General features: G+C 58.3%; 20 protein-coding genes and 3 tRNA genes. 9 read left to right on the top strand and 14 right to left on the bottom strand.

Features of this window, described 5'->3' with window-relative positions; genetic code table 11:
- Positions 1–3 precede the first annotated feature (3 nt).
- The 3 genes from LZP73_RS10265 (at position 4) to LZP73_RS10255 (ending at position 2,548) form a co-directional block, all read left to right on the top strand.
- On the top strand, positions 4–1,605 hold the full coding sequence (locus LZP73_RS10265) for a PepSY-associated TM helix domain-containing protein (protein WP_234234810.1): 1,602 nt from the start codon (positions 4–6) through the stop codon (positions 1,603–1,605).
- Positions 1,602–1,958: a DUF3325 domain-containing protein gene (locus tag LZP73_RS10260; protein ID WP_234234808.1), complete on the top strand. Its 357-nt coding sequence runs from the start codon at positions 1,602–1,604 to the stop codon at positions 1,956–1,958. The genes LZP73_RS10265 and LZP73_RS10260 overlap by 4 nt, the downstream gene beginning before the upstream one ends.
- Positions 1,959–2,062: 104 nt before the next feature.
- Positions 2,063–2,548 carry an OsmC family protein gene (locus LZP73_RS10255; protein WP_234234806.1) on the top strand — a complete coding sequence of 162 codons (486 nt, stop codon included), beginning with the start codon at positions 2,063–2,065 and terminating at the stop codon, positions 2,546–2,548.
- A gap of 78 nt (positions 2,549–2,626) precedes the next feature.
- Here LZP73_RS10255 and LZP73_RS10250 read toward each other — a convergent pair whose 3' ends face one another.
- From LZP73_RS10250 to LZP73_RS10235, 4 genes are all read right to left on the bottom strand, one after another.
- Positions 2,627–5,905, bottom strand: a complete 3,279-nt coding sequence (locus LZP73_RS10250) for a S41 family peptidase (RefSeq protein ID WP_234234804.1) — start codon at positions 5,903–5,905, stop codon at positions 2,627–2,629.
- A 149-nt stretch (positions 5,906–6,054) separates the two neighbouring features.
- A complete protein-coding gene (locus tag LZP73_RS10245) occupies positions 6,055–6,837 on the bottom strand; it encodes a substrate-binding periplasmic protein (protein WP_234234802.1) in 783 nt (260 codons plus the stop codon).
- A 313-nt stretch (positions 6,838–7,150) separates the two neighbouring features.
- Positions 7,151–7,849: a hypothetical protein gene (locus LZP73_RS10240; protein ID WP_234234800.1), complete on the bottom strand. Its 699-nt coding sequence runs from the start codon at positions 7,847–7,849 to the stop codon at positions 7,151–7,153.
- Positions 7,836–8,417, bottom strand: a complete 582-nt coding sequence (locus tag LZP73_RS10235; RefSeq protein WP_234234798.1) for a sigma-70 family RNA polymerase sigma factor — start codon at positions 8,415–8,417, stop codon at positions 7,836–7,838. Before LZP73_RS10235 ends, LZP73_RS10240 begins: the two co-directional genes overlap by 14 nt.
- Before the next feature lie 484 nt (positions 8,418–8,901).
- Between LZP73_RS10235 and LZP73_RS10230 the strand changes: the two genes are divergently transcribed.
- From LZP73_RS10230 to LZP73_RS10215, 4 genes are all read left to right on the top strand, one after another.
- On the top strand, positions 8,902–10,032 hold the full coding sequence (locus tag LZP73_RS10230; protein ID WP_234234796.1) for a PQQ-dependent sugar dehydrogenase: 1,131 nt from the start codon (positions 8,902–8,904) through the stop codon (positions 10,030–10,032).
- 218 nt (positions 10,033–10,250) lie between these two features.
- The gene (gene purE / locus LZP73_RS10225) at positions 10,251–10,742 is read left to right on the top strand and encodes a 5-(carboxyamino)imidazole ribonucleotide mutase (protein WP_169564531.1); all 492 of its coding nucleotides are present in this window, start codon (positions 10,251–10,253) and stop codon (positions 10,740–10,742) included.
- Positions 10,742–11,857 (top strand): 5-(carboxyamino)imidazole ribonucleotide synthase, encoded by a 1,116-nt coding sequence (gene purK, locus LZP73_RS10220; protein ID WP_234234794.1) that lies wholly within the window; start codon positions 10,742–10,744, stop codon positions 11,855–11,857. The genes purE and purK overlap by 1 nt, the downstream gene beginning before the upstream one ends.
- A 206-nt stretch (positions 11,858–12,063) precedes the next feature.
- The gene (locus LZP73_RS10215; protein WP_234234792.1) at positions 12,064–13,299 is read left to right on the top strand and encodes a sensor domain-containing diguanylate cyclase; all 1,236 of its coding nucleotides are present in this window, start codon (positions 12,064–12,066) and stop codon (positions 13,297–13,299) included.
- Positions 13,300–13,305: 6 nt separating this feature from the next.
- Here LZP73_RS10215 and LZP73_RS10210 read toward each other — a convergent pair whose 3' ends face one another.
- From LZP73_RS10210 to LZP73_RS10195, 4 genes are all read right to left on the bottom strand, one after another.
- Positions 13,306–13,923 (bottom strand): transglycosylase SLT domain-containing protein, encoded by a 618-nt coding sequence (locus LZP73_RS10210; protein WP_234234790.1) that lies wholly within the window; start codon positions 13,921–13,923, stop codon positions 13,306–13,308.
- Between the two features lie 147 nt (positions 13,924–14,070).
- Positions 14,071–14,502 (bottom strand): hypothetical protein, encoded by a 432-nt coding sequence (locus LZP73_RS10205; protein ID WP_234234789.1) that lies wholly within the window; start codon positions 14,500–14,502, stop codon positions 14,071–14,073.
- Entirely contained in the window at positions 14,499–16,067 is a 1,569-nt protein-coding gene (gene gshA, locus LZP73_RS10200) for a glutamate--cysteine ligase (RefSeq protein ID WP_234234787.1), read from the bottom strand. Before gshA ends, LZP73_RS10205 begins: the two co-directional genes overlap by 4 nt.
- Before the next feature lie 213 nt (positions 16,068–16,280).
- Complete coding sequence (locus LZP73_RS10195) at positions 16,281–19,115, bottom strand: M16 family metallopeptidase (protein ID WP_234234785.1); 2,835 nt, start codon at positions 19,113–19,115, stop codon at positions 16,281–16,283.
- Between the two features lie 457 nt (positions 19,116–19,572).
- On the opposite strand from LZP73_RS10195, the gene LZP73_RS10190 reads away from it, so the two are divergent.
- Positions 19,573–20,868: a dicarboxylate/amino acid:cation symporter gene (locus LZP73_RS10190; protein ID WP_234234784.1), complete on the top strand. Its 1,296-nt coding sequence runs from the start codon at positions 19,573–19,575 to the stop codon at positions 20,866–20,868.
- Between the two features lie 268 nt (positions 20,869–21,136).
- Positions 21,137–21,325 carry a hypothetical protein gene (locus LZP73_RS10185; protein WP_234234783.1) on the top strand — a complete coding sequence of 63 codons (189 nt, stop codon included), beginning with the start codon at positions 21,137–21,139 and terminating at the stop codon, positions 21,323–21,325.
- 90 nt (positions 21,326–21,415) lie between these two features.
- On the opposite strand, the gene LZP73_RS10180 is transcribed toward LZP73_RS10185, so the two are convergent.
- From LZP73_RS10180 to LZP73_RS10155, 6 genes are all read right to left on the bottom strand, one after another.
- The gene (locus tag LZP73_RS10180) at positions 21,416–22,546 is read right to left on the bottom strand and encodes a sodium ion-translocating decarboxylase subunit beta (RefSeq protein ID WP_234234782.1); all 1,131 of its coding nucleotides are present in this window, start codon (positions 22,544–22,546) and stop codon (positions 21,416–21,418) included.
- A gap of 8 nt (positions 22,547–22,554) precedes the next feature.
- Complete coding sequence (oadA, locus tag LZP73_RS10175; RefSeq protein ID WP_234234781.1) at positions 22,555–24,354, bottom strand: sodium-extruding oxaloacetate decarboxylase subunit alpha; 1,800 nt, start codon at positions 24,352–24,354, stop codon at positions 22,555–22,557.
- Positions 24,355–24,376: 22 nt separating this feature from the next.
- Positions 24,377–24,640, bottom strand: a complete 264-nt coding sequence (locus tag LZP73_RS10170) for an OadG family protein (RefSeq protein ID WP_234234779.1) — start codon at positions 24,638–24,640, stop codon at positions 24,377–24,379.
- 602 nt (positions 24,641–25,242) lie between these two features.
- A tRNA-Arg gene (locus LZP73_RS10165) sits at positions 25,243–25,319 on the bottom strand.
- 33 nt (positions 25,320–25,352) lie between these two features.
- A tRNA-Ser gene (locus tag LZP73_RS10160) sits at positions 25,353–25,444 on the bottom strand.
- Positions 25,445–25,511: 67 nt separating this feature from the next.
- Positions 25,512–25,588, bottom strand: a tRNA-Arg gene (locus LZP73_RS10155).
- Between the last annotated feature and the right edge of the window lie 60 nt (positions 25,589–25,648).

The raw sequence follows: 25,648 nt of genomic DNA, 5'->3' as shown, positions 1-25,648 counted from the left end.
TCTATGAAAGACTCTTTCTTCCGCTCCATGACCTGGCTGCATACCTGGGCCGGCCTGCTGGTATGCTGGGTATTGCTGTTGATTTTCTTTGCCGGCAGCTTGAGCTATTTCCGCCACGAAACCAGCCTCTGGTTTAAACCCGAACTCCATGCCGGTGTCTACCGTGACTATCGAGCCGAGGCGCTTGCCCCCCAGGTGCGCCAGGCCCAGGACTATCTGAGCCGACAGGCGCCCGGAGCCAAGAGCTGGGCCATAGAATTCCCGACCCAGCGTCACCCTTACCTGAGTTACGGCTGGCAGAAGCCGCCTTTGCCTGGCCAAAGACGGGGCGACAAGTTGGAACAGGCGGTCAGCGCCGACGGTCAGCGGGTGATCAGCCAGATCCGCGACAGTCGGGGTGGCGACTTTCTCTATCGGCTGCATTTCGACCTGCACTATCTGCCGCCCCTCTATGCCCGCTACCTGGTCGGCTTCTGTACCTTGTTCATGTTGATCGCCCTAGTCTCCGGCATAGTGATACATAAGCGCATCTTCAAGGACTTCTTCAGCTTCCGCCGCGGCAAGGGCAGCCGCAGCTGGCTCGACGTTCATAACCTGAGCTCTGTCCTGGCCCTGCCCTATCACCTGATGATCACCTACAGCGGCTTGGTCACCCTGATGTTTGTCTATATGCCATGGGCGATTCAGAGCCAATACCAGGGCGACAGAGACAGCTTCCTCCGGGAACTCAATCCTGTCAGGGTGCCGCTGGCGGCCAGTGGCCGGGCGGCGCCGCTGTTCGACATAGACAAGCTGTTGCCCCGAGTCGCAGCGCACTGGCAAGCACAGGCGTTGGACAGGATAGTCATCAGCGACCCGGGAGATGAACACAGCCGCATCAAGGTCTATCTCAACACGGGCAGGAGCATCACGGATGAGCCCAAGGTCATGGTGTTCGATGGCGTCAGCGGCGAATTGCTGCAGGCAAGTCCTGAACAGTTTTCAGCCGCCATGAGCACTTACGATACCTTCATGGCATTGCACACGGCGCGGTTCGCCGATCCCATGCTGAGACTGCTATTCTTCTGCTGTGGCCTCCTGGGCTATGCCATGGTGGCCACAGGCACTTTGATGTGGGCGCGCAAACTGCGCCAGCAAGAGCAGAAACGCCTCGCCAAGGGCCAGGCTGCCAGCCTGGGGCTGCGTCTGGTCGAGGGGCTGAACCTGAGTGTGATTGCCGGCCTGCCGCTGGCGACGGCCGCCTTCTTCTATGCCAATCGCTTGCTGCCGCCCGGCCTGGAGCAGCGGGCCCAGTGGGAAGTGCATTGTTTCTTCATCGCCTGGGGCTGTGTCGCCCTGACGGCGCTCGTCGATCGCAGCATTAACGGCTGGCGCAACTGGCTGCTCCTGGCGGCCGGCCTGTGGGGGCTGTTGCCTGTGCTCAATGCCCTGACCTCGCCCAGCGATCTGCTGCATAATGTCCTGAGCCGGCAGTGGGCCCTGGTGGGCGTCGATCTCATGGGGCTGGTCTTTGGCTGCGGCTTATTCTATGCCGCCACCAGGTTGCGGGCAGACAAAGCAGTTTCGCGTGCCCAGACTTCGGCCCCTTCGAGGGCAAGCCTATGACGGGAACGTCTATTGCAGGCGCCATGATGCCGGCCTTGATGGGACTGAGTTACCTGGGATTGGCCTTGCTTGCCCTGGCCAAGTTCGGCCATTTCCGTGAGGTGTTCGCCAGGGCGCCGAGCGCGGCCCAGTCGCGGGGACTGAGTTACGCCGGCAGCCTGTTGCTGGCAACGGTATTTATCCTGTGTGGCCAGTGCTTTGGCTGGGGTTATGGCAGCCTGGTCTTCCTGGGCCTGACCAGCCTCGGCGGCTTCCTGTGCATAATGAACCTGTCTTTTTGCGCCCGTCTCATGCCCGGCGCCATGTGGGTCACGGGCTCGGTCAGCGCCCTGCTGGCATTGGCCAGCTATTGAGTCCAAACCCCGGCCGAGATCATCTCCTCCCGCAGACAGGAGCAGGTTACTGGGATATAGTTGATGATCAGATCAAAGATATCGAGTCCAATAAGGAGTCTCCTATGGGGTTTCAAGTCACAGTGGACTGGCAAGCCAGCGCCGGGACAGAGGAAGGTCAATTTTGCCGGGATCACCAGATAGCCTTCGGCAGCGGCCAGCGGCTGTTGGCATCATCGGCGAGCGAATACAATGGCAGCGCCGACAGAGTCAATCCGGAAGAGAGTCTGCTGGCGGCCCTGTCTTCTTGTCACATGCTCACCTTCCTCACCATAGCCCATCTGAAACGCCTGCCGGTGGCGAGCTATGTCGACCAGGCCAGCGCCGAGCTGGGCAAGAATCAGGCAGGAAGAACTGCCATCAGCCGGATACAGCTCAAGCCGGAAATCGTCTTCGCCGATGGCGTCGAGGTGACTCAGGAAGTACTGGAAAAAATGCATCAGAAGGCCCATGCCAATTGCTTCATCGCCAATAGCTTGTCGGCAGAGATAGCCATAGAGATAGACTGGCGCGCCGGGGACTTGAGACCCGGTTCAGAGGCCCAGGACTGAACCGAAAAAAAAACAAAAAAAAACGCCGCCGATCCGGGAACTAAGGAGTCGGCAGCGCCCTAAACTCACGCTTAACTTCTATAAGTGAATGTCTTGCGCCTCGGCACCTGGGCTCATGGGCTGGCCCTGCAGCGGCGGCACCGGCTTGGCCTTCAACTCGGCCTCAAGGTAGCTCAGCGCCTTCTCCAATTGGGCATCCCGGCCTGTGAAGGTCGCAAACGGCAGATTGTCCACTTCGATGTCCGGGCTCACGCCACGGCCTTCGAGCACCCAACGGCCATCTATGGCGTATTGGGGATATTCGGCCACCCGCGCCATGCCCCTATCCGTCACAGCGTTACGCCCGGATAGCCAGACACCGGCGCCGGCAGTCTGCTTGCCTATCAGGGGCGCCAACCCCAGCGCCTTGATCCCGGCGGAGAAAGTCTCACCGTCCGAGTAGGTCAGCTGATCCGTCAGCACGGCTAAATGACCGCGGAAAGTTTGCTGCATATTGGTGCTGGGCGAGCCATAGGTAGGTTGCCAGAAGGCCCAGGCCCGACGCAGCAACTTCTCTATGATCCAGCTGTCGATGTTGCCACCGCGATTGCGGCGTACATCTATGATCAGCCCATCCTTGTCATAGTGGGTATAAAACTCACGGGCGAAGCTGGCGATATCCCCGCTGCCCATGGCATACAAGTGCAAATAACCTATCTTGCCCCGACTCGCCTCGCGCACCTTGGCGGCATTGTGCTCCACCCAGTCCAGATAGCGCAGCTTGGCATCGGCCTGGGTCGCTACCGGGGTGACCACTGTCTTATGTTGTTGCCGGTTGCGGGAAAGCGCCAGCAGCACTTGTTTGCCCGCCTGATTACGCAGCACCCGGCTCACCTCGGCCAGATCGGCCACCTGCTGGCCGTTGATGGCGCTGATGATGTCCCCCTCTCTGGCATTGACGCCCATGCGCCTGAGCGGCGCCGCCTCTGAGGGCAGTTCGGGATCCGTTTGATAGATATGGGCAATCTTAACCCCGGCACTGGTCTGCAGCAGGCGGGCCCCGAGACTGGACGCCTCAGGGGTATTGGCCGCAAGCTGCATGTCACCGCCACGCACCTGGGAATGCAGCGCATTGAGCTCGCCCATCATCTGCATGAAGATGTCGTTGAGCTCATGTCTGTCGGTCAGGCGCGACAACAGGGGTTGATACTTGGCCTTGGTTGCCTGCCAGTCCAGGCCGCGCATCTGCTTGTCGAAGAAGGAATCCCTGTGCATCAGCCAAGCATCCTCGAACATCTGTTGCCACTCCTGCTGCGGCTCGATAGCCAGTTGCCACTGGGACAGGGGCACCCTGGCCTGGCTGACATCGGCCGCCAACTTGTCGCCGGCATCGACGATCAAGACTTCCTTGCCCTTGGCTTGCCTGCGGAGCAGGAGTTTCTTGCCGTCGTTCGACACACTGTAGTCGACCACCCCGTCGGCAAAGGTGTCGAGCTTGGGTGCCTGGGCATTGAATTTTATCAGTTTCAGGCTCTGGCTATCCCCGTTGTCTGGGTTATCCAGCAGATAGAGCCTGTCATCGAGTGCCGCCAATTGAGTGTAATTCCCTGCTGCCACAGGCACTTGCCATAGACGCTGGCTCAGACCGTCCCAATCGACCTTGAGCCTGACCTCGCTGTCTGCCGCCTCGTCCCCGTCGGCCGGGACACTGAGCTCAGTGGGTTTGGCGAAGGGGAAGCTGGCCCGTTTATCCAGTGCCAGGGCGAACACCTGGGTGCGCTTGTCGAATACCGGCCCCATGTTTCTGTCGCCCCAGGGCGAGCTGGGGGTGGCGACAAACTGACGGTTGGAGAGGAAGTACAGCCAATGGCCGTCGGTGCTGAAACTGGGAGAGAAGGACTCATACTTGTCGCTGGTCAGGGATTCGGCCTTCTCTTGCTCCAGTGAATACAGGACCAACTGTGGCCGCTGTTTCCCCACTTCTGACTTGGTCAGGGCGATGAAGCGACTGTCGGGCGACCAGCGAATGTCCGCGTAGGGCCCCAGGCCCTCGCCCTTGGCGATGATCTTCTTGTTGCTATGCTTATTGAGATCGAGCAACCAGACATTGCCATCATAATCGTCGTGGGCGATGAAGCGGCCATCGGCCGACAGATAGAGGTTCATCCTCAGGGTGCTGCCGTCCTTGGTGAGGCGCTTGGCCCCCTGGCTGCCATCGGCGGGAAATTGCCAGATTTCCTGCTCACCGCTGGCGTCGCTGATGCCATAGATCCAGCGCCCATCGGCGCTCATGATGGCATTGCGGATACGGCTGTTACCCGGCAGGTTCACTGTCACCAGGCGCGAGCCATCGGTAGCTGCGACCGCCACCTGGCTGCGGGCGGTGATCACCGCCTTGTCCCCCTTGGGGGCCAGGCTGACCGAGGTGACATAATCCATGGGATCTGTCACCCAATGCTCGCGGCGCTGGGCAAAATCCGATGTCAGGGCGATCTCCAGACTGGTGTCCTTGCCGCTGGCGAGATCGAACAATTTGATGTCGGCCCCCTGCTGGAAGACGATACGCCCTCTATCCATGCGGGCGCCACGCACCTGCCAATCTTGGTAATGCGTGATTTGTTTGGGATCTGTGCCGTCGAGCGCCATGGACCAGAGGTTGGCGTTGCCATCGCTGTCGCTGATGAAATAGAGCCTGTCCTGCCACAACATGGGGCGGCGCACCGAGCCCTGGTGAGCGGCCGTCAGAGGCTCGGCCTCGGCCTTGGCATCCAATTTGAAGCGCCATAATTCGCCTTTGGCGCCGCCGCGATAGACCTTGGCATTGTCGCCTGTGGTCTGCAGGCCGAAACGGGTGAAATACAGGTATTCGCCCCTGGCATCCACAACCCCTTCGACGGCATCGGCGAGCGGTAGATCTTCAGTGGTTAAGGTTTGAGGGTCGACTGTGCGCAGTACCCAGTAGTTCGCCGGACCCGAGGCATTGTCTGTGGCGTACAGCACCTTGCCATCCGAGGTCCAGCCTTGAACCCGCACCCGGCTATTTTCAAAACTGACCCGCTTGGCCAGACCACCGGCGACAGGGATCACATAGACTTCGCCCATGCCGTCATAATTGGCGACATAAGCCACAAACTTGCCATCGGCGGAAATCACGGCCCCCAGCTCTTCCGCCGCCTGGCTGGTCAAGCGGTGCGCCTGTGGCTCGCCAAGGGTCTGAGTCCAGAGATCCCCTTCGGCGGTAAACACCAAGGTTTGATCGTGTAGGGCCGGAGCACGGTAATAGCCCAGGGTCGCTTCGGTTTGCCCGGCCGCCATGGCCGCTGCGCTCAAGGTACCCAGGGCCAGCATGCAGCAGACAAGGGAATGGCGAAGTTTCATGTGAGTCCTCTATCCTGTTGTTTTTAATTGTTAAGATTTTCCCTGCCACAAACTACCAGAGTTTGCCCGCAAGATCTGTAACTTAAGTCGGAAGAAGTTTTAGCAAATGTGTATGCCCTGGGAACGGCTATGGGCGAGGCCCAGAGGCTTCAGTGAGTGGACAGGTGCACCGGCTTGTTTGGTTGCCACTTGTCTAGGATAGCGTCCAGCTCGCCGCGTTTTTTCAGCGCCGCTATGGCCTGGTTGAAGTGCGTCAATAGGGCCGGCGAGGTCCCAAGCTTACTCAGCATCAGGTGGATCTCGTTCTTGCCGACCCGCAGCGCCAACGGATACAGGCTGAGGTTGTGGTTCTTCCTGGCAATGTAGGGCATGGCGATGGCATCCCCCAGCACCAGATCCGCCCTGCCATAGCTGAGCATCTGCACCGAGGCAGCGGCATTGCTGCTGTATTCCAGGAGTCCTGCTTGCCTGAGGCGTGGCCCGTTTTCCTCATATGCCGGCCCATACCAACCGGCCTCGGGCACCAGCAAACTCAGTCCCTGGATCAGGATGTCGTTCCAGCTTGTCACCTGAAATTCATGCCGGTGTTGAGACAGGACGAATAATTTCAGCTCTTCGCCGCGGTAGCTGTCGGAGAAATAGGCATAGCTTTCCCGCTCCGGGGTGAAACTGGCGCCCATCATCAGGTCCAGCCGGCCGCTTCTGAGCATCTGGTGTGAACGCTTTGCCGGCAGGTAGATAAATTGCAACTCGCAGCCCAGATACTCGGCCAGGCCTTGCAGCATTTCCACGTCCAGTCCCTGGGGCAAGCCAGCAGCATCACGCCAGGCGTAGGGTGGCCATAGATCATAACCTACGCTCAAGGGGCGCTCGCAGGCGGGGGCCGCCAATGCGCCCTGGCCCAGCAGCAACAAAGCCACGGCAACAGCCATGCCCCTCAAGCCAGGGCCGCGCATCCCTAGCTTGCTTAACTTTACGCTTCCTGGGTCTATGTGAGGGCTCCTCCGCATGCAGCGGCCAAAAATAACGTCTTGCAACGCCGGCGGTATTCTCCCTCATACCCATCCGCTATTCGTCATCCGGCTCTTTCTCGAATGACTGCCGCAGCCGAGTCAACCAAGACTCGCCCGAGGGCAAGCCTGATTATCCTCCAGAGTGCTGCCGGCTGTCATGACTTAAATGCCCACCCAAGGAAAAAGCTGGGGCTGCCTTGCGTGTTGTGGCCGGGAGGGCCGAGCTCGCGACTCAGCGGGCTCGGCCATCGCCCTGCTGCATCTCGGCCGACAATCTGAGCCAGAGTTCATGCCCGCCGCTCTGTGGCGACTGCACCTCGGGAAAGCGCGCTTTCAGTCTCTCGGCAAAGGCGCTGGCGCCGGCATAGTCCCCCTCATCCAGGTATTGCTGCAGTCGTTGCAGCGCCAGCGCCAGGTTGGCCAGGTCCGGCTCGGCGGCCATCTCGGGCGTCGGCTCGAACATAGGCTCTGACATAGGCTCGGGCGTCGGCTGGGGCGCAGTCACATCCGCAGCCATAGGCTGCATCTGCATCTGCATCTGCATCTTCATCTCAGGCGCCTGTCGCAGCTTGGCCACCGGCGCGCCGCCGGTTACAGCAACATCGGATGCAGGAACCCGACTCGGCACAGGCGCCAACTCGGGCACGGTTTGCCGGTGCCAGGCATAAGGATCGAGCAGCAAGAGCCCGGCCACCAGCAGGACCGAGGCCGCGGTAGACAAGGGCCAACGATAGGCGCGCCAGGGTGAGGGCCGCGGCGGCTGGCCGGCCCCTGCCTCTTGCGCTTCGCCCAGTTGCAACTGCCTGCGGGCCAACGCCAATATCTCCCCATCCAACTCCAGTGACGCTTGCTCCTGTGTCGTCAGGCGGTACAGGGCGGCAATTTCGGCCGCCAATGCCTGCTCTTGCTCACTCATATCATTGGATTTCATGGCTTCCCCCCTGCCACTTGGCGGCAACACAGTCCTTCAGGCTCCGATGCGCATAACGGATCCGGCTCTTGGTCGCCTCCAACGTCACCCCGGCTATGTCGCTGATGACGGCGGCGGTGAACCCCATCTCCATGTTGAGCAGAAATGCCTCCTTCTGCACCTGGGGCAAGAGGCCGATACAGGTCTTGAGCAGGCTCGCCTTGTATGTCTGCATCAACTCGACATCGGGCCGATAACTGTCGGCCAATGCCTGCGGCTCCTGTCCCATATCCTGCTGCTGGTCTTCGGTAAACTCGCTCAAGGGCTTGACGGACCGGACATGATCGATCAGCAAATTGTGGGCGATGCGATACAGCCAGGTCGTAAACTTGGCGCTGTGCTGGTAAGTCGATGCCGCCTTTATCACCCGGCTCCAGGTTTCCTGGTACAGATCTTCGGCCAGCTGCTTATCGCCCATCTGGCGTACGAAGTAGCGATACAGGGCGCCCTTGTGTTTCAAGTATAAGCGCTCGAATGCCGCGATATCGCCTCGGCCGTAACTCAACATAAGGCCCTCATCCGTCTGCATTGATTCTCTTTGTTTGACTAACGCCACAGCTTCTCCAGCCTCCGTTCAGAAATCCCTACCAGGTAAACCAGCTCAAGGTAGCGGCTCAAAAATATGAGACGATTCCCCGCCCTGAGTTTGCCCGCTGCGGCCTCCCTTGTCTATCGACAGCCATGGCTTGGGGCCGGCTTCCCATGGAAGCCGTCGATATTAACAACGCAGCTCGGTCCCGAAAGGGTTTTTCTCTCTTTTTGCTTTTCTGCAGGCTCTAAGTTGTAAGATTTAGGCCTGACAGCCCGCCTCAAGCCCATGCATGAGCCAAACGGCCCGGAGACGGTTTGTGTGCTAAATTTGGCACACCAACCTCGAACATTGGCAGGCGAAGATGGCCCCCAAACCCCAGGCGCTAACACAGGCACTTATACAAGCACTTATACAGGCACTTGCACCGGCATTGATCGCCAAGTTGTGCGACTACGCCAGACGGCCGGGCTGGTGCCTGGCTATGCTGCTCATCCCTGGATTGGCCCAGGCGACAACGGACGACATCACGGACAAGATCAGCCTGCCACCTGGCTTCAGCATAGAAATCTATATAGACAAGATCCCCAATGCCCGCCAGATGGCGCTGGGCGATGCCGGCAGCCTGTTCGTCGGCAGTCGCCGTGAGGGCCGGGTCTACGGCGTCAAGGACCTGGATGCAGATGGCCGCCCGGACAAGGTGTTCGTCCTGGCCAGCGAGCTGCAGATGCCCTCGGGCATCGCCTTTCATGACGGCGCCCTCTATGTCGCCGCCGTAGATAAGATACTGCGTTATCCGCGGATAGAAGCCTACCTCAGCGCCAAGCTGGCCCGGCCGGATCTCCCCCCGCCACAGCCGCAGCTGGTGTTCGATGACTTGCCCTCCGAGACCCACCACGGCTGGAAGTACCTGAAATTCGCCCCGGACGGCGAGCTCTATATCCCCATAGGGGCGCCATGCAACATATGCGATGCCGGAAAAGACTACGCCAAGATCATCGGCTTGAATCTCACCACCAAAGCAACCCGGCTGATAGCCGCCGGGGTGCGCAACAGCGTCGGCTTCGATTGGCATCCCAGGAGCCGGGAGCTCTGGTTCACGGACAACGGCCGCGACATGCTGGGTGACGATATCCCCTCGGATGAACTCAATCGGGTCGAGCGCGAAGGGTCGCACTTCGGTTATCCCTACATTCATCAAGGGGATCTGCCCGATCCCAAATTCGGCCGGGGCAAACGCCCGCAGGACTACCAGGCCCCAGAGGTCAAACTCGGTGCCCACGTGGCGGCACTGGGCATGACCTTCTATCGTGGCCAACAGTTCCCGGCGCCCTATAACCAGGGGATCTTCATCGCCGAACACGGCTCCTGGAATCGCAGCACCAAGGTGGGATATAAAGTGAGTTTCGTCGCCCTTGAAGGCAACAGGGTCGTCGGGCTGAGCGACTTTGCCAGCGGTTGGCTGCAGGGGGATACTGTGCTCGGCCGTCCCGCCGATGTGCTGCAGCTGCAGGACGGTTCTCTGCTGGTCGCCGACGATGCCAAGGGCAGAGTCTACCGGATAAGCTACCGCACGCCCTCGGCCGCCCCAGGCACGGCCACAGAGCCGAACTAAAGCAAACGCCGAAGGCGCCATTCCTTGGCTCAGCAGCCTGCCCAAACCTAGGCATTCCGGCGCTTTTATCCGCTATAAAAGAGGCAAAAAATACCCGGCTCATGTTATTATTCTGCGCCACAGGCTTCCCACCCTTGAGGGTCGCGGAAGCCGTGCCTGTACCCAAGCCTGACACAAGGCTACCTACATAAATAAAATCAGTAAGTTAAGGAGTTATCATGCAAGCCCTAGTTGCCGTTGTTATGGGTTCCAAGAGTGATTGGCCCACCATGGAAGCCGCTGCAGAGATCATGGATAAGCTGCAAGTGCCTTATCATGTGGAAGTGGTCTCGGCCCATAGAACCCCGGACAAGCTGATGGCATTTGCAGACTCGGCTGCAGATAAGGGCTTTAAAGTCATCATAGGCGGTGCAGGTGGTGCGGCGCATCTGCCGGGCATGATAGCCTCCAAGACCCGCCTGCCGGTGCTGGGCGTACCAGTGCAGAGCAAGGCCCTGTCGGGCATGGATAGCCTGTTATCCATAGTGCAGATGCCCAAGGGCATTGCTGTCGGTACCTTGGCCATAGGCACTGCCGGCGCCTTCAATGCCGGCCTGCTGGCCTGTCAGATCCTCGCCAACAACGACGCCGCCCTGGCCAGTCGCCTGGAGGCCTTCCGCGAAGAACAGACCCGCGCCGTGCTCGACAACCCGGATCCGAGGGAAGTCTGATGCCGCATAAGAATCAAAGAGTCTGGGTATTGGGCGACGGTCAACTCGGCGCCATGCTGACCCATGCGGGCCAACCTCTGGCTATCGACGTGCGCCCCGTGGATATCATGACCCCGAGCGATGCCATACTGCCGCTGGGGGCCAATGACATCATCACGGCCGAGCGCGAGCAATGGCCCGAATCTGCCCTCAGCCTGCAGCTCAGCAGCCACCCGCATTTCGTCAATGGGCCGGTATTTAGCCGCTTGGCCGACAGATACAGCCAGAAAAGCCTGCTCGATGAACTGGCGATCCCCACCGCCCCCTGGGAACTGGTCGACGATAACACTCAGGTGAGCCGCTTGTATCACACCTATGGCGAGCGGGTGCTGATGAAGCGCCGCACCGGCGGTTACGACGGCAAGGGCCAACACTGGCTGAAGCAGGCCGAAGCCGGCGAGATCCCCGCAGATTGGCGCAACCTGGCGATCGCCGAACAGGCCATCGCCTTCGAGGAAGAAGTGTCTCTGGTGGGCGTTCGTACCCGTGAGGGCCGCTGCGTCTTCTACCCGCTGGCACTGAACCTGCACCAGGACGGCATACTGATGGCGTCTATCGCCCCGCTGTCGCGCCTGAGTCATCTGCAGTCCCAGGCCGAAACCATGCTGACCGCCATCATGAACGAGCTGGAGTATGTCGGGGTGATGGCGATGGAATGTTTCCGGGTCGCCGACAGCTTGTTAGTCAATGAGCTGGCGCCCAGGGTACATAACTCGGGTCATTGGACCCAGGCTGCGACCCACATGGATCAGTTCCAGCTGCACCTGCGTGCCCTCTGCTCATTGCCTATCCCCCAGCCTCAGGTTAACTTCCAGTGTGTGATGCTCAACCTTATCGGCATAGAGAAAGACGATCGCTGGCTGAGCCTGCCCAATGCCGAGCTGTTCTGGTATAACAAGGAGGTTCGCCCGGGTCGTAAGCTGGGGCATTTAAACCTGTCTATCCATGACACAGAGCAGCTGAGCGGCAGCATTCAGGCCTTGCAGCAATGGATGCCGGCGCAATATCAGGCGCCACTGGCGTGGATACTGGCGGAGTTTGCCCCAGGCACGCATGTTCCGGCGTATCCTGCTTGAGCCCACAGCGGCGAAGTGAGACCAAGCCCTCATCCCCGTCATCCTTGATGGGGATGAGGAATAGCAGCCAAGGATTATAGGCTATCATATACAAAGGCTTATATTTCGGTGCCAGACCCATGGCACCGTTGTCCCAGCCCGGTCAGCAGGGTAGCTGCATCGCCTAGCCTCTTTGAGTAGCTTTACCTCAGTCAAGGAATACACAGGTGTCAAGAAGAGACAAGCTTAACTCCCATAAAATAGATAGCCTGAGTTACAGGTACCACCTGCTGTTACTGGCACTGCCCATGCTGTTATTCGTGCTGGTATTCATGTTTTATCCCAGGTTGGATGCCGTCACTGTGCTGCCGCTCATACTGCTTTGTACCATCTATTTGTTCGGTTACAGCCTGAGCTACTACCTGTATCAGGGGCGTCTGAGTCGCCTATGGCAACATCTGGAACAAGTGGTCCATATCAATGACTCGACCTTCGAGCTGGTCCATCTCTCCAGTCAATACCAGGACGAGCACGCCTTTCTCAATGCCCTGCTGAACAAGGCGGTCAGCATAGTCGATGGCGCCGAGATGGGCAGCATCATAAGTGTGGACCCCGAGACCCAGAAGCTGAATTTCGAATCCTGTGTCGGCATGGATCTGCAGAAGCTGAGGCAAGTCAGCTTCACCCTGGAACAAACCTTCGAATACCGCCTGACCCAGGGTCGCTGTGACAGGGTCGTGGTCATAAACGACATGGAAAACGTCAACTCGGGCAGCAGTCTGTCGGCAGAAAACCAGCGGCTCTTGCTGACGGCGGCGCAAATTCCCATAAGATCTACCCTCTCCAGCCCGATACACATAGATGGCAAACTCTACGCCATGCTCAATTTGGACAGCGGCCTGGCCGGCGCCTTCAGCGACTATGATCGCAATCTGGTGGGGATCCTCACCCACGAGGCCAGCAACGCCATTTCCCTGTATCAGAAGTCACAACAGATCCGCAAATTGGCCAGTTTCGACCCCCTTACCGGCCTGTACAACAGGCAAAGGTTCGAAGACTTGCTCGAACAATGGCCGCTCAAGAGCCGCCAGGATAGCTGGTTGTTGCTGTTGGATATGGATAACCTCAAGGGTATCAATGATTTCAGGGGACACCAGCAGGGCGACGAGGCCATCAGGAGCCTGACACGGGCGATGAAGAGCCAATGGCCGGAGCAGGCCTTGCTGGCCCGATTCGGTGGCGATGAGTTTGTGGCGCTATGCGAAGGCTCGGAGCAACAACTGGAGCAAGATATTGCCGCGCTGCGGGACAGGCTCAAGCAGGATGTCGATTATCCGTTGGAATTCAGTGTCGGCATGGCCAGGCTCGGTCCCGACTGGCAACAGGCACTCAAGGATGCCGACGCCGCCATGTACCGCCAGAAACGCGAGCATAAGGCCCCCAAGGCCAAACACTTGGGCTAGCGACGCTTAACCGAAGAAAAGACGCCACAGCCAGGATGAGTCGAGATCTTCCTGGCAGCGCTGGTACTGGGCCGCGTAGCGTTTGGATCTGGCGTCGACCTTGGCGGCAACCTTCACCAACCAGGCCTTGGATCTATAGCTGCCACGCTTATAACCGCCCCAGCCCTCGTGATAATTCAAGTACTGCTTGCCGGCATCCCACTTGGAAACCTTGTTGAGCTTGTGTGTCTTATAGATAAACCAGCCCATGAAATCCATGGCATCATCGAAATCGCTGCGGCTCGACCAGGAGTTCCCCGTTTCGCGCACATAGTCATCCCAGGTCATGGTCTTCGCCTGGGCATAACCGTAGGCATCGCTGGCACGCCCTATGGGAATGAAGCCGAGAAAATACTCCATGGGCGGAGCGGCATCGTGTTTGAAGGAGCTTTCCTGATACATCATGGCGAGCGGCACATGCACAGGCACGCCCCATTTCTCACGACTGTCCTTGGCGGCGTCATACCAAGATCTATGCTCCTGAAAAATAGCGCATAAATTATCAGGTTCCTTGGGCGGGGAAGTGGCACAAGCGGCCAACTGAGAGGCTAACAACAAGAGCGCAAAGCCCGGGAGGCATTTCATAGTGCAGCAAAACTCCATTTATATCGGCATGCCAGTGTCACATCGAATAGCCACAGATGCAATTGTCGCATCTCAGTCGGGTGTCTGAATTAAGGCCGGCATAGGCTGAAAATCCGCATTAAAAGCCGCATGGGCGACCAGCCTCACCTAGCGCTGCGACTCGGATAGGCGGCATTCGTGGGCTTCCTGCTGCCAGATGCCGGGCTGCCAATAACCTGGGTCATTGCCTTGGTAAGGCCTGTCCTTGTTGAATTTGGCGCCTAAATGGTAGCGCTCATCGGCAGCCACTGTCACAGACAAGTTTTTAGGCACCCGCGCCGCCAGGGCGACCTTCAAGGTCGGATCGTCGATCAGCTCCGCCAGGGTAAACTCATGCACTCCCGGCGACAGGGCATAATTGGGTCTTGAGATCACCGCCTTGCCATCGAGATGGGTCACCACCACCCGGTACCAGTCGCTCCGACTGTCGGGTTGCAGGTAGGCCGAGACAGTGCCACAGGCCTGGCCTGGGTCCGGCGCCGAGGCACAGCCCGTCAGGCCGGCAGCCAACAAGATACCGCCGGCGCAGCGCCAGTTCATCTATGGCTACCGAAATAATCGGCCAGGAAATCATCGAAGCTTTCGCCGTGCTCGGCCTCGAGCGCACTCTGGGACGCCAGGGAAGCCAGAGCTTCTGCGCGATAGCCGGCAATGACTTCGTCCGACAGGGGGTAATCGCTCAATAACTGATGATACTCATGGGCCAGGTCCATCACCCACTTGCCATGATCACAGTTCCGCGCCTTTATCTCCTGCAGCACACGCCCGGACAGAGTGAGATCCGGATCTGCTATCGCCGCAAACCAGGTCTCCAGTGCGACCTGGTAATCATTGTCGTCGCCATCGAGCAAGAGTGCCAAAGGTTTGAGCTCGCCGAACAATTCATTGAGCCAAGCCTCCCTGCCTATGGCCAGGCCGCCTCTTTGCAGTTCCAGCCCAGGCTTGCGGCCTTCGCTCACCACCGCCTTGAGGTTGGCCGTCATCTCATTTTCTTCCTCGGCATTCGAGGGCGGCGAATCACTGAGCAGACAATAGAGCAGGAAGAGATCCAGGAAACGCACCTGTGACGCCTCTATGCCGACAGGGCTGAAGGGGTTGACGTCCAATGCCCTGACTTCTATGTATTCGACCCCGGCCCGCGCCAAGGCTTCGGAGGGTTTCTCACCGGCGCGGGTGACACGTTTGGCCCGGATAGGCGAATAAAATTCATTTTCTATCTGCAACACATTGGCATTGAGCTGCCGATACTCGCCGTCGACCTTGACCCCTATCTGGGCGAAGCTGGCAGAGGGCATATGGGTTGCCTGACTCACCCCGGCCAGATATGCGTCCAGGGAGTTGTAGCTTATGTTCAGGTTTTCCTGTTCCTTGTTGGTGTAGCCCAGGTCGCTCATCCGCAGGGAGGTGGCATAGGGCAAATACAAGGTGCCCTTGCCCATGCTGCTGAAATTAAAGCTGCTGTTTTGTTCCTTGATGAAGGAGCTGCATAGGGCCGGTGAGGCACCAAACAGATAAGGCAAGACCCACACCAGACGCCGGTAATTACGGATCAGGCCGAAGTAAGACTCGGAGATGAACTGCGCCAACGGAAGCTTCTTGTCGCTCAGCTCATAGAGCCGCTGCCACAACTCATGGGAAACCGAGAAGTTGAAATGCACCCCGGAAATGATCTGCATCAGGGCGCCATACCTGAGGGTCAAGCCCTTGCGGTATAAGGTCTTCATTCTGCCTATGTTCGAGCTGCCGTACTGGGCTATGGGGATGTCTTTCTCATCGCCGACGTAACAAGGCATGCTCACGGGCCACAACCATTGCCCATTCAGGTTACGGACACTGAAGGCGTGGGTTTCGGTCAGCCCCTCGAGCAATTCATCTATATCTGAATGCACAGGGGTGATGAATTCCAGCAAGGCCTCGCTGTAATCTGTGGTGATCCGCGAATGGGTCAATGCCGAACCCAAGGCTCGTGGATGCGGATCCAGGGCCAGCATGCCATGGGGATCTATCCTTAAGGCCTCACGCTCTATGCCACGTGAAATACCCAGGAGGGCGGTGCGCCCTTGGGCGTCCGAGAGATGCTCTACTAGTTGGCTGAATGACTTCAATGTACGTTTCTCTGGTTTGTGGTTCGCTCACGCGACAAGGCCCATCTGACCTTTGTCCTTGGTATTAGCCGGATCCGAATTATCAGCTCCAAAATAAGCTCAAACTCCCCGCGGGAGCAAGCCCATTTAGGCTATTGCCCGACAAAATAACTGTGATTGCACATTCCGTCACAGTTATTCTGCCGACTATCTATATGAGGGCAAAAAGCATTTTTACAATGTTAATAACTTCACCGGGTAGCCGAGTGCCGATAATTCCGCCTCGATGCTCGCCCTGTCACCGACAACCACAATCACCATTTGGTTGATATCCAATAGGTTATTGGCTAGTCGGTTCAACTCATCCTTGCTGATGCCGGCGATTATCTTCGCCTGTCGCGCGGTAAAATCCGCTGGCAGATGATAGCGCTGGATCATACGCATGAAGCCCGCTTTCTGGTATGGGGTCTCGTAATCGAGCGCCTGTCCCTGGGAGATAGAGCTGCGCATGAAGGCCAATTCACTGTCCGTCAACCCAGAATCATGGTATCGCTTGAGCTCCTTGATTAACTCACTCAATGCCGGCGCGGTGACATCGCTGCGCACGCTCGACGAGGCACTGAACTGCCCCAGCTCGCTGCCACCCGAGAAGTCGCTGCGGGCACCATAGCTGTAGCCCTTGTCTTCTCGCAGATTGAGGTTAATACGGCTGTTAAACGCCCCGCCCAGGGGGTAGTTCATCAGGTATGCCCTGAAGTACTCACCCGTGGCATCATAGGGTAAGGCCAGCTTGCCTATGTTGATCACGGATTGGGCGGCACCCGGCTTATCCACCAGATAAATAGTCGCGGCTTGCGGTTCGGGCAAGGGGGCCAGGGGCGGCAGCGGACTCGCCTTCCCCTGCCAGGCGGCAAAACCCGCCAACTTGCTCATGACTTCGGCCTGGGGTAAATCTGCTACCACCACCATCTGGCTGTTGCCCGCCGTGTATTGCTTGGCGTAGAAGGCTTTCACATCCTCCAAAGTCAGGGATGCAACCGATGCCAGAGTTCCTGAGCTGCTGACCCCGAGCGGGCTCTGCTCGCCGTAGAGCAGCCGGGAAAACGCCTGGCTGGCCAGATAATTGGCATCCGATTTCAGGTGTTCCAGGCTCTGCAATTGCTGTTGCTTGAGACGTTCGAAGTCGGCGGCATCGAAGGCCGGGGTGAACAGGTGTTCGTTCAGGAGCGCCAGGGTCTGATCCAGGTGTTCACTCAGGCTGGAGACCTTGATATAGCTCTGGTAATCCGAGGCACCGAAGCTCAGATGACTGCCGAGCATTTCCAGTGCCTGGGCCAGCTCTTCAGCGCTGTGGCTCCGGCTCGACTCGTTCAGCATAGCGGCCGTCAAGCCCGCCAGGCCGGCCTTAGCCACAGGTTCCAGTCTATGGCCACCATCCAGATAGATCACCAACTCCACGGTCGGGGTCTCCCGACTCCGGGTTCCCAATACCTCTATGCCATTGGCCAGCTTATCCTGCCACAGGGTCGGCACCTTCAGCAGCGGCGCCGCGCCCGGGGCCGGCACCTTGTTGCGATCCACATCCTCGGGAATGGCGGTCGCTACCCGGGTTGGCGTCGCCGCATCGGCAACCGCCGGCAGCAACTGCACCCGGAAATTGTCCTTGTGTGCCACCAGCTGCCCCATGCCTTCGGGCACCACGCTCATCACCACACTGGGCTTGTCTTTGATGTATTGCTCGAACACCCGCATCACATCCTCTCTGGTGACGCTGGCATAACGCGCCAGATCCGCGGCTATCATGTTGGGATTGCCGGCCAAGGTTTGGTTGAGTGCCAGGGTCGAGACCTTGCCTGAGACGCTTTGCAGACCGAAGATGGTATCCGCCTCGAATTGCACCTTGGCTTTTTCCAGATCCGCGTCCGTCACGCCCCGCTGTTCAAATTCGGCGATGGCGTCACGAATGCGCGCTTCTATCTCGGCGAGTTTCCCGCCCTTGGCCGGGTTGGCCAGGGCATAGACAGAGAATAGACAGGCCAGTTCCTGGCAGGGGTGACTCACCCCGGCCTGCACCGCATAGCCGTCTTTCACCAGATCTTTGTATATGAGCGATGTCTTGCCGCCGCCTATGATGTTGGCCAGCAGATCCAGTGCAGGCTCATCCGCGTGGCGGGCGTAAACCGTGGGGAAACCTATGCGGATCAGCGGCAGGTGAACCTTGTCTTCCATCGACAGATAGCGGGTCTTGTCCAAGGTCACCAAAGACTTGGGCGCGGCGCTCACAGCCGGGCCGCTGGGGATGGCAGCAAAATATTTGTCGACCCAGGCCAACGCCTGGGCTTCATCGAAGTCCCCGCCTATGGTGAGGGTGGCGTTGTTGGGGCCATACCAGCGCTGGAAGAACTGCTTCACATCATCGACTGTGGCTCTGTCCAAATCAGCGGGCCAGCCGATCACGGGCCAGGAATAGGGATGCCCGAGTGGATAGAGGGCCTGATTGAACTTCTCATCCATGCGGCCGTAGGGGCGGTTGTCTATGCGCTGGGCACGCTCATTCTTCACCGTCTCGCGCTGCACCTCAAACTTCTTCTCGGTCAGTGCCGGCAGGAGGAAGCCCATGCGATCTGACTCGAGCCAAAGCATCTTCTCCAGCTGGTTGCTCGGCACTGTCTCGAAATAATTGGTTCTGTCGTTGTTGGTGGTGCCGTTCAAATTACCGCCGGCCTCTGTGACCAACTTGAAATGCTGCTCGTCGGCAACGTGTTCCGAGCCCTGGAACATCATGTGTTCGAACAGATGAGCGAAGCCGCTGCGGCCCGCCACCTCCCGAGCCGAGCCCACATGATAAGTCACATCCACATGCACCAAAGGATCCGAATCGTCCCTGTGCAGGATAAGGGTCAAGCCATTGGCCAGGCGGTATTTCTTATAGGGGATCCCCACCTGTCCATCCTTGACGGCCACGGCTTCGACGAAGCTCACGCCCTGGGGCAGGGCCGGGGTAGAGGCCTCGTTGGCACAGCCCAACAGGGCCAGGGCAACCGAGGTTGCCAATATCCATTTTTTCAAGCTTATCTCCTTCGTCAGCCGAGTCGCTCACTCGGCGGTATTCAGTGCGTTCGGGCTCAAGCCTCCAGGCGGAGCATTATCTCCGCATAGCCAGAGGCAATCTTGGATGTCTGACCCGGGGACCGGGCCAAAGTTTCCCCGGCGGCGCAATTCGCGTTCAGGCCAACCCGACTCAGGCAACCTTACTCCGGCAATCAGGGCTTAGCGAATGATAAATTGTGACTTTTTATTGCCTGACCCCTTAGCTGTCCCGACGGCCATCTTACTCCCGATGTTAAAGTTATGACAACAACCTCATTTATCACAATAAGTTATAATAAAAACGCTTTGGTATCCTGCGGCCGCTATGGATACAATGGCCAATCGCGATCGTCTCTTTGCACTGCGCCAGCTGTCATAGAGGATGCCCCATGGTCCGCAAGACAGACACGAAACTCACTTTACACTTGGAATACTCATGATTTTTCAAACCCTTAAACGCATTCCTTTCTGGCAAAAAGTCCTCGCAGGCTTTTTCCTCGGAGCCTTGGCCGGGGTCATTTTTGGCGAGTCGGCTACCCAGCTCAAGCCCCTGGGGGATCTCTTCATCGCCGCCATCAAGATGCTGGTTGCCCCACTGGTCTTCTGTGCCATAGTGGTGAGCATCACCTCCATGGGGTCGCAGGTGAGCCTCAAGCGCCTGAGTTTCAAGACCCTGGCCATGTTTATGCTCACAGGTACCATAGCCTCTCTGATAGGCCTGGCCATAGGCAGCATGATAGACATGGGCGGCTCAATGCAGCTGGTCGCGGGTGAAGTGCGTGAGCGCAACATTCCCGGCTTCGCCCAGGTGCTGCTGGATATGATCCCGGTCAACCCCTTCGCCTCGCTGGCCCAAGGCAAGGTATTGCAGATCATAGTGTTCGCCGCCCTGGTCGGCATCGCCATCAACAAGGTGGGCGACAAGGCGGCGCCACTGAAACAAGCCATAGAAGCGGGTGCCGAAGTCATGTTCCAGTTGACTCGCATGGTGCTGCAGTTGACCCCTATAGGTGTCTTCGGCCTGATGGCCTGGGTGGTGGGTGAATACGGCTTATCGACCCTGTTGCCGCTGGGGAAATTCATCGGCGCCATCTACCTGGCGGCGCTGATCCACATCATCTTCGTCTATGGAGGGCTGGTGAAATTCGGCGCCGGCCTGAGCCCGCTGCAGTTCTTCCGTAAGGCCATGCCGGCACAGCTGGTCGCCTTCAGCACGGCTTCAAGCTTCGGCACCCTGCCCGCCAGCACCCGCTGCGTCGAGTCCATGGGGGTATCCAAGCGTTACAGTGCCTTCGTACTGCCGCTGGGCGCCACCATGAACATGGATGGCTGTGGCGGCATCTACCCCGCCATCGCCGCCATCTTCATCGCCCAGATCTATGGTATTCCACTCGATGCCACAGATTATGTGTTGATTGCCGTGACTGCGACCGTCGCCTCCGTCGGCACCGCCGGCGTGCCCGGCAGTGCCATGGTCATGCTGACAGTGACCCTGGGGGTGATAGGTCTGCCGCTGGAAGGCATCGCCTTCATCGCCGCCATCGACAGGGTGATAGACATGATACGCACAGCCACCAATGTCACGGGTGACATGATGACAGCCGTGGTGATCGGCAAGTCGGAGCAGCAGCTGGATCTCGCTCAGTTCTATGCCAACGATCTCGCCGCCACGCCGACAGCAGAAGCCGACGACACAGACATGGCGGCCAGCCCGGAGCGCACCGCCGGCTAAGGACAATCACTAAGACAATCGAGTCAGAATAACAGGGCCGCGCAAGCGGCCTTTTTAATGGCGAAAAAACGGCCAGCCTGGGTCAGGCTTTTTACAGAGCGCCACTGTATCTTCAAGACATTGCCTGTCTTCAAGCGCCACTATGCCCTCAAGCATTGTCTTCAAGCATTCACCTTGCCTAAAGTGCTTTCAATTCCCGCAGAATGACCAGATATTTAGCACTATTGGTATTATACTCATTGCTATTCAAACGATTAGAATCAAACCTATGGCCAAACTCTTCCTGCTGCCGCTACTCCTATGCCTGTTATGGACCCTCTTTCTGCGCATCAACGGCGTGCCGCTGAAACAAGGCAGCAAGGGGTTTGGTTACATACTGGGGATCAGTGCCGTCATCTGGCTGATGTTTGCGGCTCTGCTATGGCTAACCTCGGGACAGAATCAAGCCAACTATTGAGCCGCAAAGGCGCATCCCTGGCCCTCGCCAGCCATGAAACAGCCGGCAGGGTTGCCGGCTGCGAATTTTAGCTTGGCAGGCCAACCCGCCCTAGCCCAGGACGGCGAGCAAGATACCGGCGGCCACGGCAGAACCCAGCACGCCGGCCACATTCGGCCCCATGGCATGCATCAAGAGGTAGTTATGCTGATTGGCTTCCAGACCTACCTTATTCACCACCCTGGCCGCCATAGGCACGGCCGAAACCCCGGCCGCACCTATCAGGGGATTGACCTTGCCGCCCGACAGCTTGCACATCAGCTTGGCCATCAGCACCCCGGCGGCAGTGCCTATGCCGAAGGCGACGGCGCCCAGCAGCAAAATACCCAGGGTCTCCTGTCGCAGGAACTGCGCTGCCGACAACTTGGAGCCCACGGCTAAGCCGAGGAAGATGGTGACTATGTTGATCAGCTCGTTCTGCGCCGTCTTGGAGAGTCTATCGACCACCCCGGATTCGCGCATCAGGTTTCCCAGACAGAACATACCCACCAGCGGCGTGGCCGCCGGCAGAAAGAGTATGGTCAGGCCGAGCACCATGAGCGGAAAGATGATCTTCTCCTTCTTGCTCACCTCACGCAGTTGCTCCATCCTGATTTCCCGCTCCGCCCGGGTCGTCAGCAGGCGCATGATAGGCGGCTGTATTATGGGCACCAATGCCATGTAGGAGTAAGCCGCCACCGCTATGGCGCCCAGAAGTTCGGGTGCCAGCTTGGAGGCCAGGAAGATGGCAGTGGGCCCATCCGCCCCGCCTATGATGGCAATCGCGGCGGCATCCTTCATGCTGAACTCGAACCCAGGCACCAGGTTCAGGGCTATGGCACCTATCAGGGTGGCAAAGATCCCGAACTGGGCGGCGGCGCCGAGCAACAAGGTCTTGGGATTGGCGATCAGGGCACCGAAATCCGTCAAGGCCCCCACCCCCATGAAGATCAACAGCGGAAACACCCCGGTTTCTATGCCCACATGATAGGCGTAATACAGCATGCCGCCCTCTTCGGTGAAACCTGCATGGGGAATGTTCGCCAGCACGGCACCGAAGCCGATAGGCAACAGCAGCAGCGGCTCGAAGCCCCTGACTATCGCCAGATACAGCAATAGCCCACCGACGGCCATCATCAACATTTGCCCTGGGGTAAAATGCGCTATGCCTGTCTCGGCCCAGAACGCCATTAATCCATCCATAAAGACTCCTAGGCCAAGGCCAACAATTGAGAACCCACGGCGACCACATCGCCCTCTTTCACCCACAGCTTGGCGATGATGCCATCGGCCTGGGCCCGCAACTCGGTTTCCATCTTCATGGCCTCCAATATGATCACCACATCGCCTTCGCGTACCGCGTCACCGGCGGCGACATTCACCTTGAAGATGTTGCCCGACAGCGGCGCACTCATCTCGTGCCTTATCTCGCCGGCCGCGGGGGAATTCCCAGGGATGGCGGCGGCACTCGGCGTCGGCAGGCTGGCCGCTGCGCCCGTCTCGGCTGCGACTATCTGGCTGATCTCGCCACCCGGGCTGACTTCGACCACGAAGCTCTGGCCTTCGACCTTGACCCTATAGGTCTCGGCGCCGCGGGGGGCAGCCGTCGGCAGCTGCGGCTCGGACTCGGGCCTGGCTTCGAAGGCCGAGGGATCGTCGCGGTGCTTGAGGAACTGCAGGCCTATCTGGGGAAAGAGCGCATAGGTGAGCACGTCATCATCCAGCTCTGTGGCCAGGCGGATCCCTTGCTCCCTGGCCTTGAACGCCAGCTCTTCGCGCAGCTTATCCAGTTCGGGTGCCAGCAGATCCGCGGGACGGCAACTGATAGCCTCGGCGCCTTGCAGCACCCTGGCCTGCAGCTCGACATTGACAGGCGCCGGGGTGGCGCCGTATTCGCCCTTGAGCACCCCTTCGGTCTCCTTGGTCAGCGACTTGTAGCGTTCGCCCATCAGCACATTGATCACCGCCTGAGTGCCGACTATCTGTGAGGTGGGAGTGACCAGTGGCAGAAAGCCCAAATCTTCACGCACTCTGGGGATCTCCTCGAGCACGGCATCCATCCTGTCGCCGGCGCCCTGCTCCCTGAGCTGGCTCTCCATATTGGTCAGCATGCCGCCCGGTACCTGCGCCCGCAGGATCCGGGAGTCTATGCCCTTGAGTGTCCCTTCGAAGCGGGCATACTTCTTGCGCACCTCACGGAAATAGGCGGCAATGTCTTCCAGCAGCTGCATGTCATACCCAGTGGCGCGACTCGTGTCTTCGACCATGGCCACCAGGGTCTCGGTGGCGCTATGACCATAGGTCTGGCTCATGGAGGAGATGGCGGTATCCAGCACGTCTATGCCGGCTTCTATCGCCTTCTGGTAGGTGGCGGTGCTCAGGCCTGTGGTCGCATGACACTGCATGGATAACACCAGCCCCGTCTGGGCCTTGAGACGACTGACCAGCTCAAAGGCCTGCATAGGCTTAAGCAACCCTGCCATGTCTTTGATACAGAGGGAATGGCACCCCATATCCTCCAGGCGCTTGCCCATGTCGACCCAGGTATCGAGCGTGTGCACCGGACTCGTGGTATAGGAAATGGTGCCCTGGGCATGGCCACCGACCCGGGTCACCGCCTTGACTGCCGTCTCCAGATTACGCACATCGTTCATGGCATCGAAGATGCGGAACACATCGACGCCGTTTTCATGGGCGCGCTCGACGAAACGCTGCACCAAGTCGTCGGCATAGTGGCGGTAGCCCAATAAATTTTGCCCACGCAGCAACATCTGCTGCGGTGTGTTGGGCATCAGCTTCTTCAATTCGCGGATCCGCTCCCAGGGATCTTCCCCCAAATAACGAATGCAGGCGTCGAAGGTCGCGCCCCCCCAAGACTCCAGCGACCAAAAGCCGACCTTGTCCAGCAAGGGGGCTATCGGCAACATATCTTCGATACGCAGCCGGGTGGCAAGCAGTGATTGGTGTGCATCTCTGAGCACCACATCGGTTAAGGCTAACGACTTACTCATAATCATCCCCAAATAAGCTTAATCATGCCGAGGCACGGTATTGATGAACCGCCGAACTGATGGCGGCGACGAGTCTCGAGTCCAGCGTCGGTATAGGCTCCGGCATAGGCTGCTTCGACATAGGCTGCTCCGGCATAGACTGCTTCGACGCCTCGGTAGCGCGGCTCAAGCTTCTGGCGACCAGCTCCACCCCGAGAATGAGGATCCCCAGAAACAGGAATACCAATCCCATGCCCAGCACCATGATGCCGAGGGCATCCACCAGCTGTTGTGTTAACGATGTCATAGCTTCCTCCCAGAGTAAGATTCCCTTGTCCGCCATTCGGCTGTTGCGGCTCACAAACACGCCAACAGCATAGTTATTCGCAGCAACAGAGTTTAAATGCAGCCCAAAAGCACATAGCCAACAACCCAGGGCCTGATAACGGCGAAAAAACGCTAAAAAAATATAACCAGTTCGCAACAAGATTGCCAACATATTGTAAATTGGTCTTACCAAATGGGATGTTTTTATCCTGGACGGATGAAGATAAGCCAGAAAAAGCGCCTTAAAATTATTGATACATGACAGGCAAAGCGATTATTGTCACAAAAATCCAAGTTGAGCATATTTCATGCGCCGTTATTTAACGCTCGAAAAGCCAAACGCATAACCGAGATGGAACACCATGACAATTTATGCACCGGAGCATAAAGATCCCTAGGGTTAGGTATGAGGGCATGGGCCGGCTATGGGCTATCTATAGGGTAAAAGTAGGAGCAGCAATGGAAGAAAAGATAGAAACGGCCGGTCCTTGCCCGGCCCCGGGACAGAGGCCAACGGCAATAAGAAAACCAAACAAAAACGCCCTGCATTGCTGCAGGGCGTTTAACTTGTTATTGCATATTTGGTGCGCGTGGAAGGAGTCGAACCTCCGACCGCCTGGTTCGTAGCCAGGTACTCTATCCAGCTGAGCTACACGCGCAAAAACTTGAGCTAATAGATATTAGCAGAATAATGGCGGAGAAGGAGGGATTCGAACCCTCGATGGGAGTTAAAGCCCATACTCCCTTAGCAGGGGAGCGCCTTCGGCCACTCGGCCACCTCTCCGCAAACTGTGCACCCGGGATCTCATGGGAACCAAACTAGGTTCAAAAGAGCTGCCAGATGACTAAATTGGTGCGCGTGGAAGGAGTCGAACCTCCGACCGCCTGGTTCGTAGCCAGGTACTCTATCCAGCTGAGCTACACGCGCATTTTTAACTTGTTGTGTGACAGGTATTGAGTGCATCTAACCTTCGACGCAAATCTACCC

The sequence above is a fragment of the Shewanella sp. AS16 genome, assembly GCF_021412365.1.
Taxonomy (GTDB): domain Bacteria; phylum Pseudomonadota; class Gammaproteobacteria; order Enterobacterales; family Shewanellaceae; genus Shewanella; species Shewanella salipaludis.
Note: the sequence above shows the minus strand (reverse complement) of the source record. Positions and strands in the feature narration are given on the sequence as shown.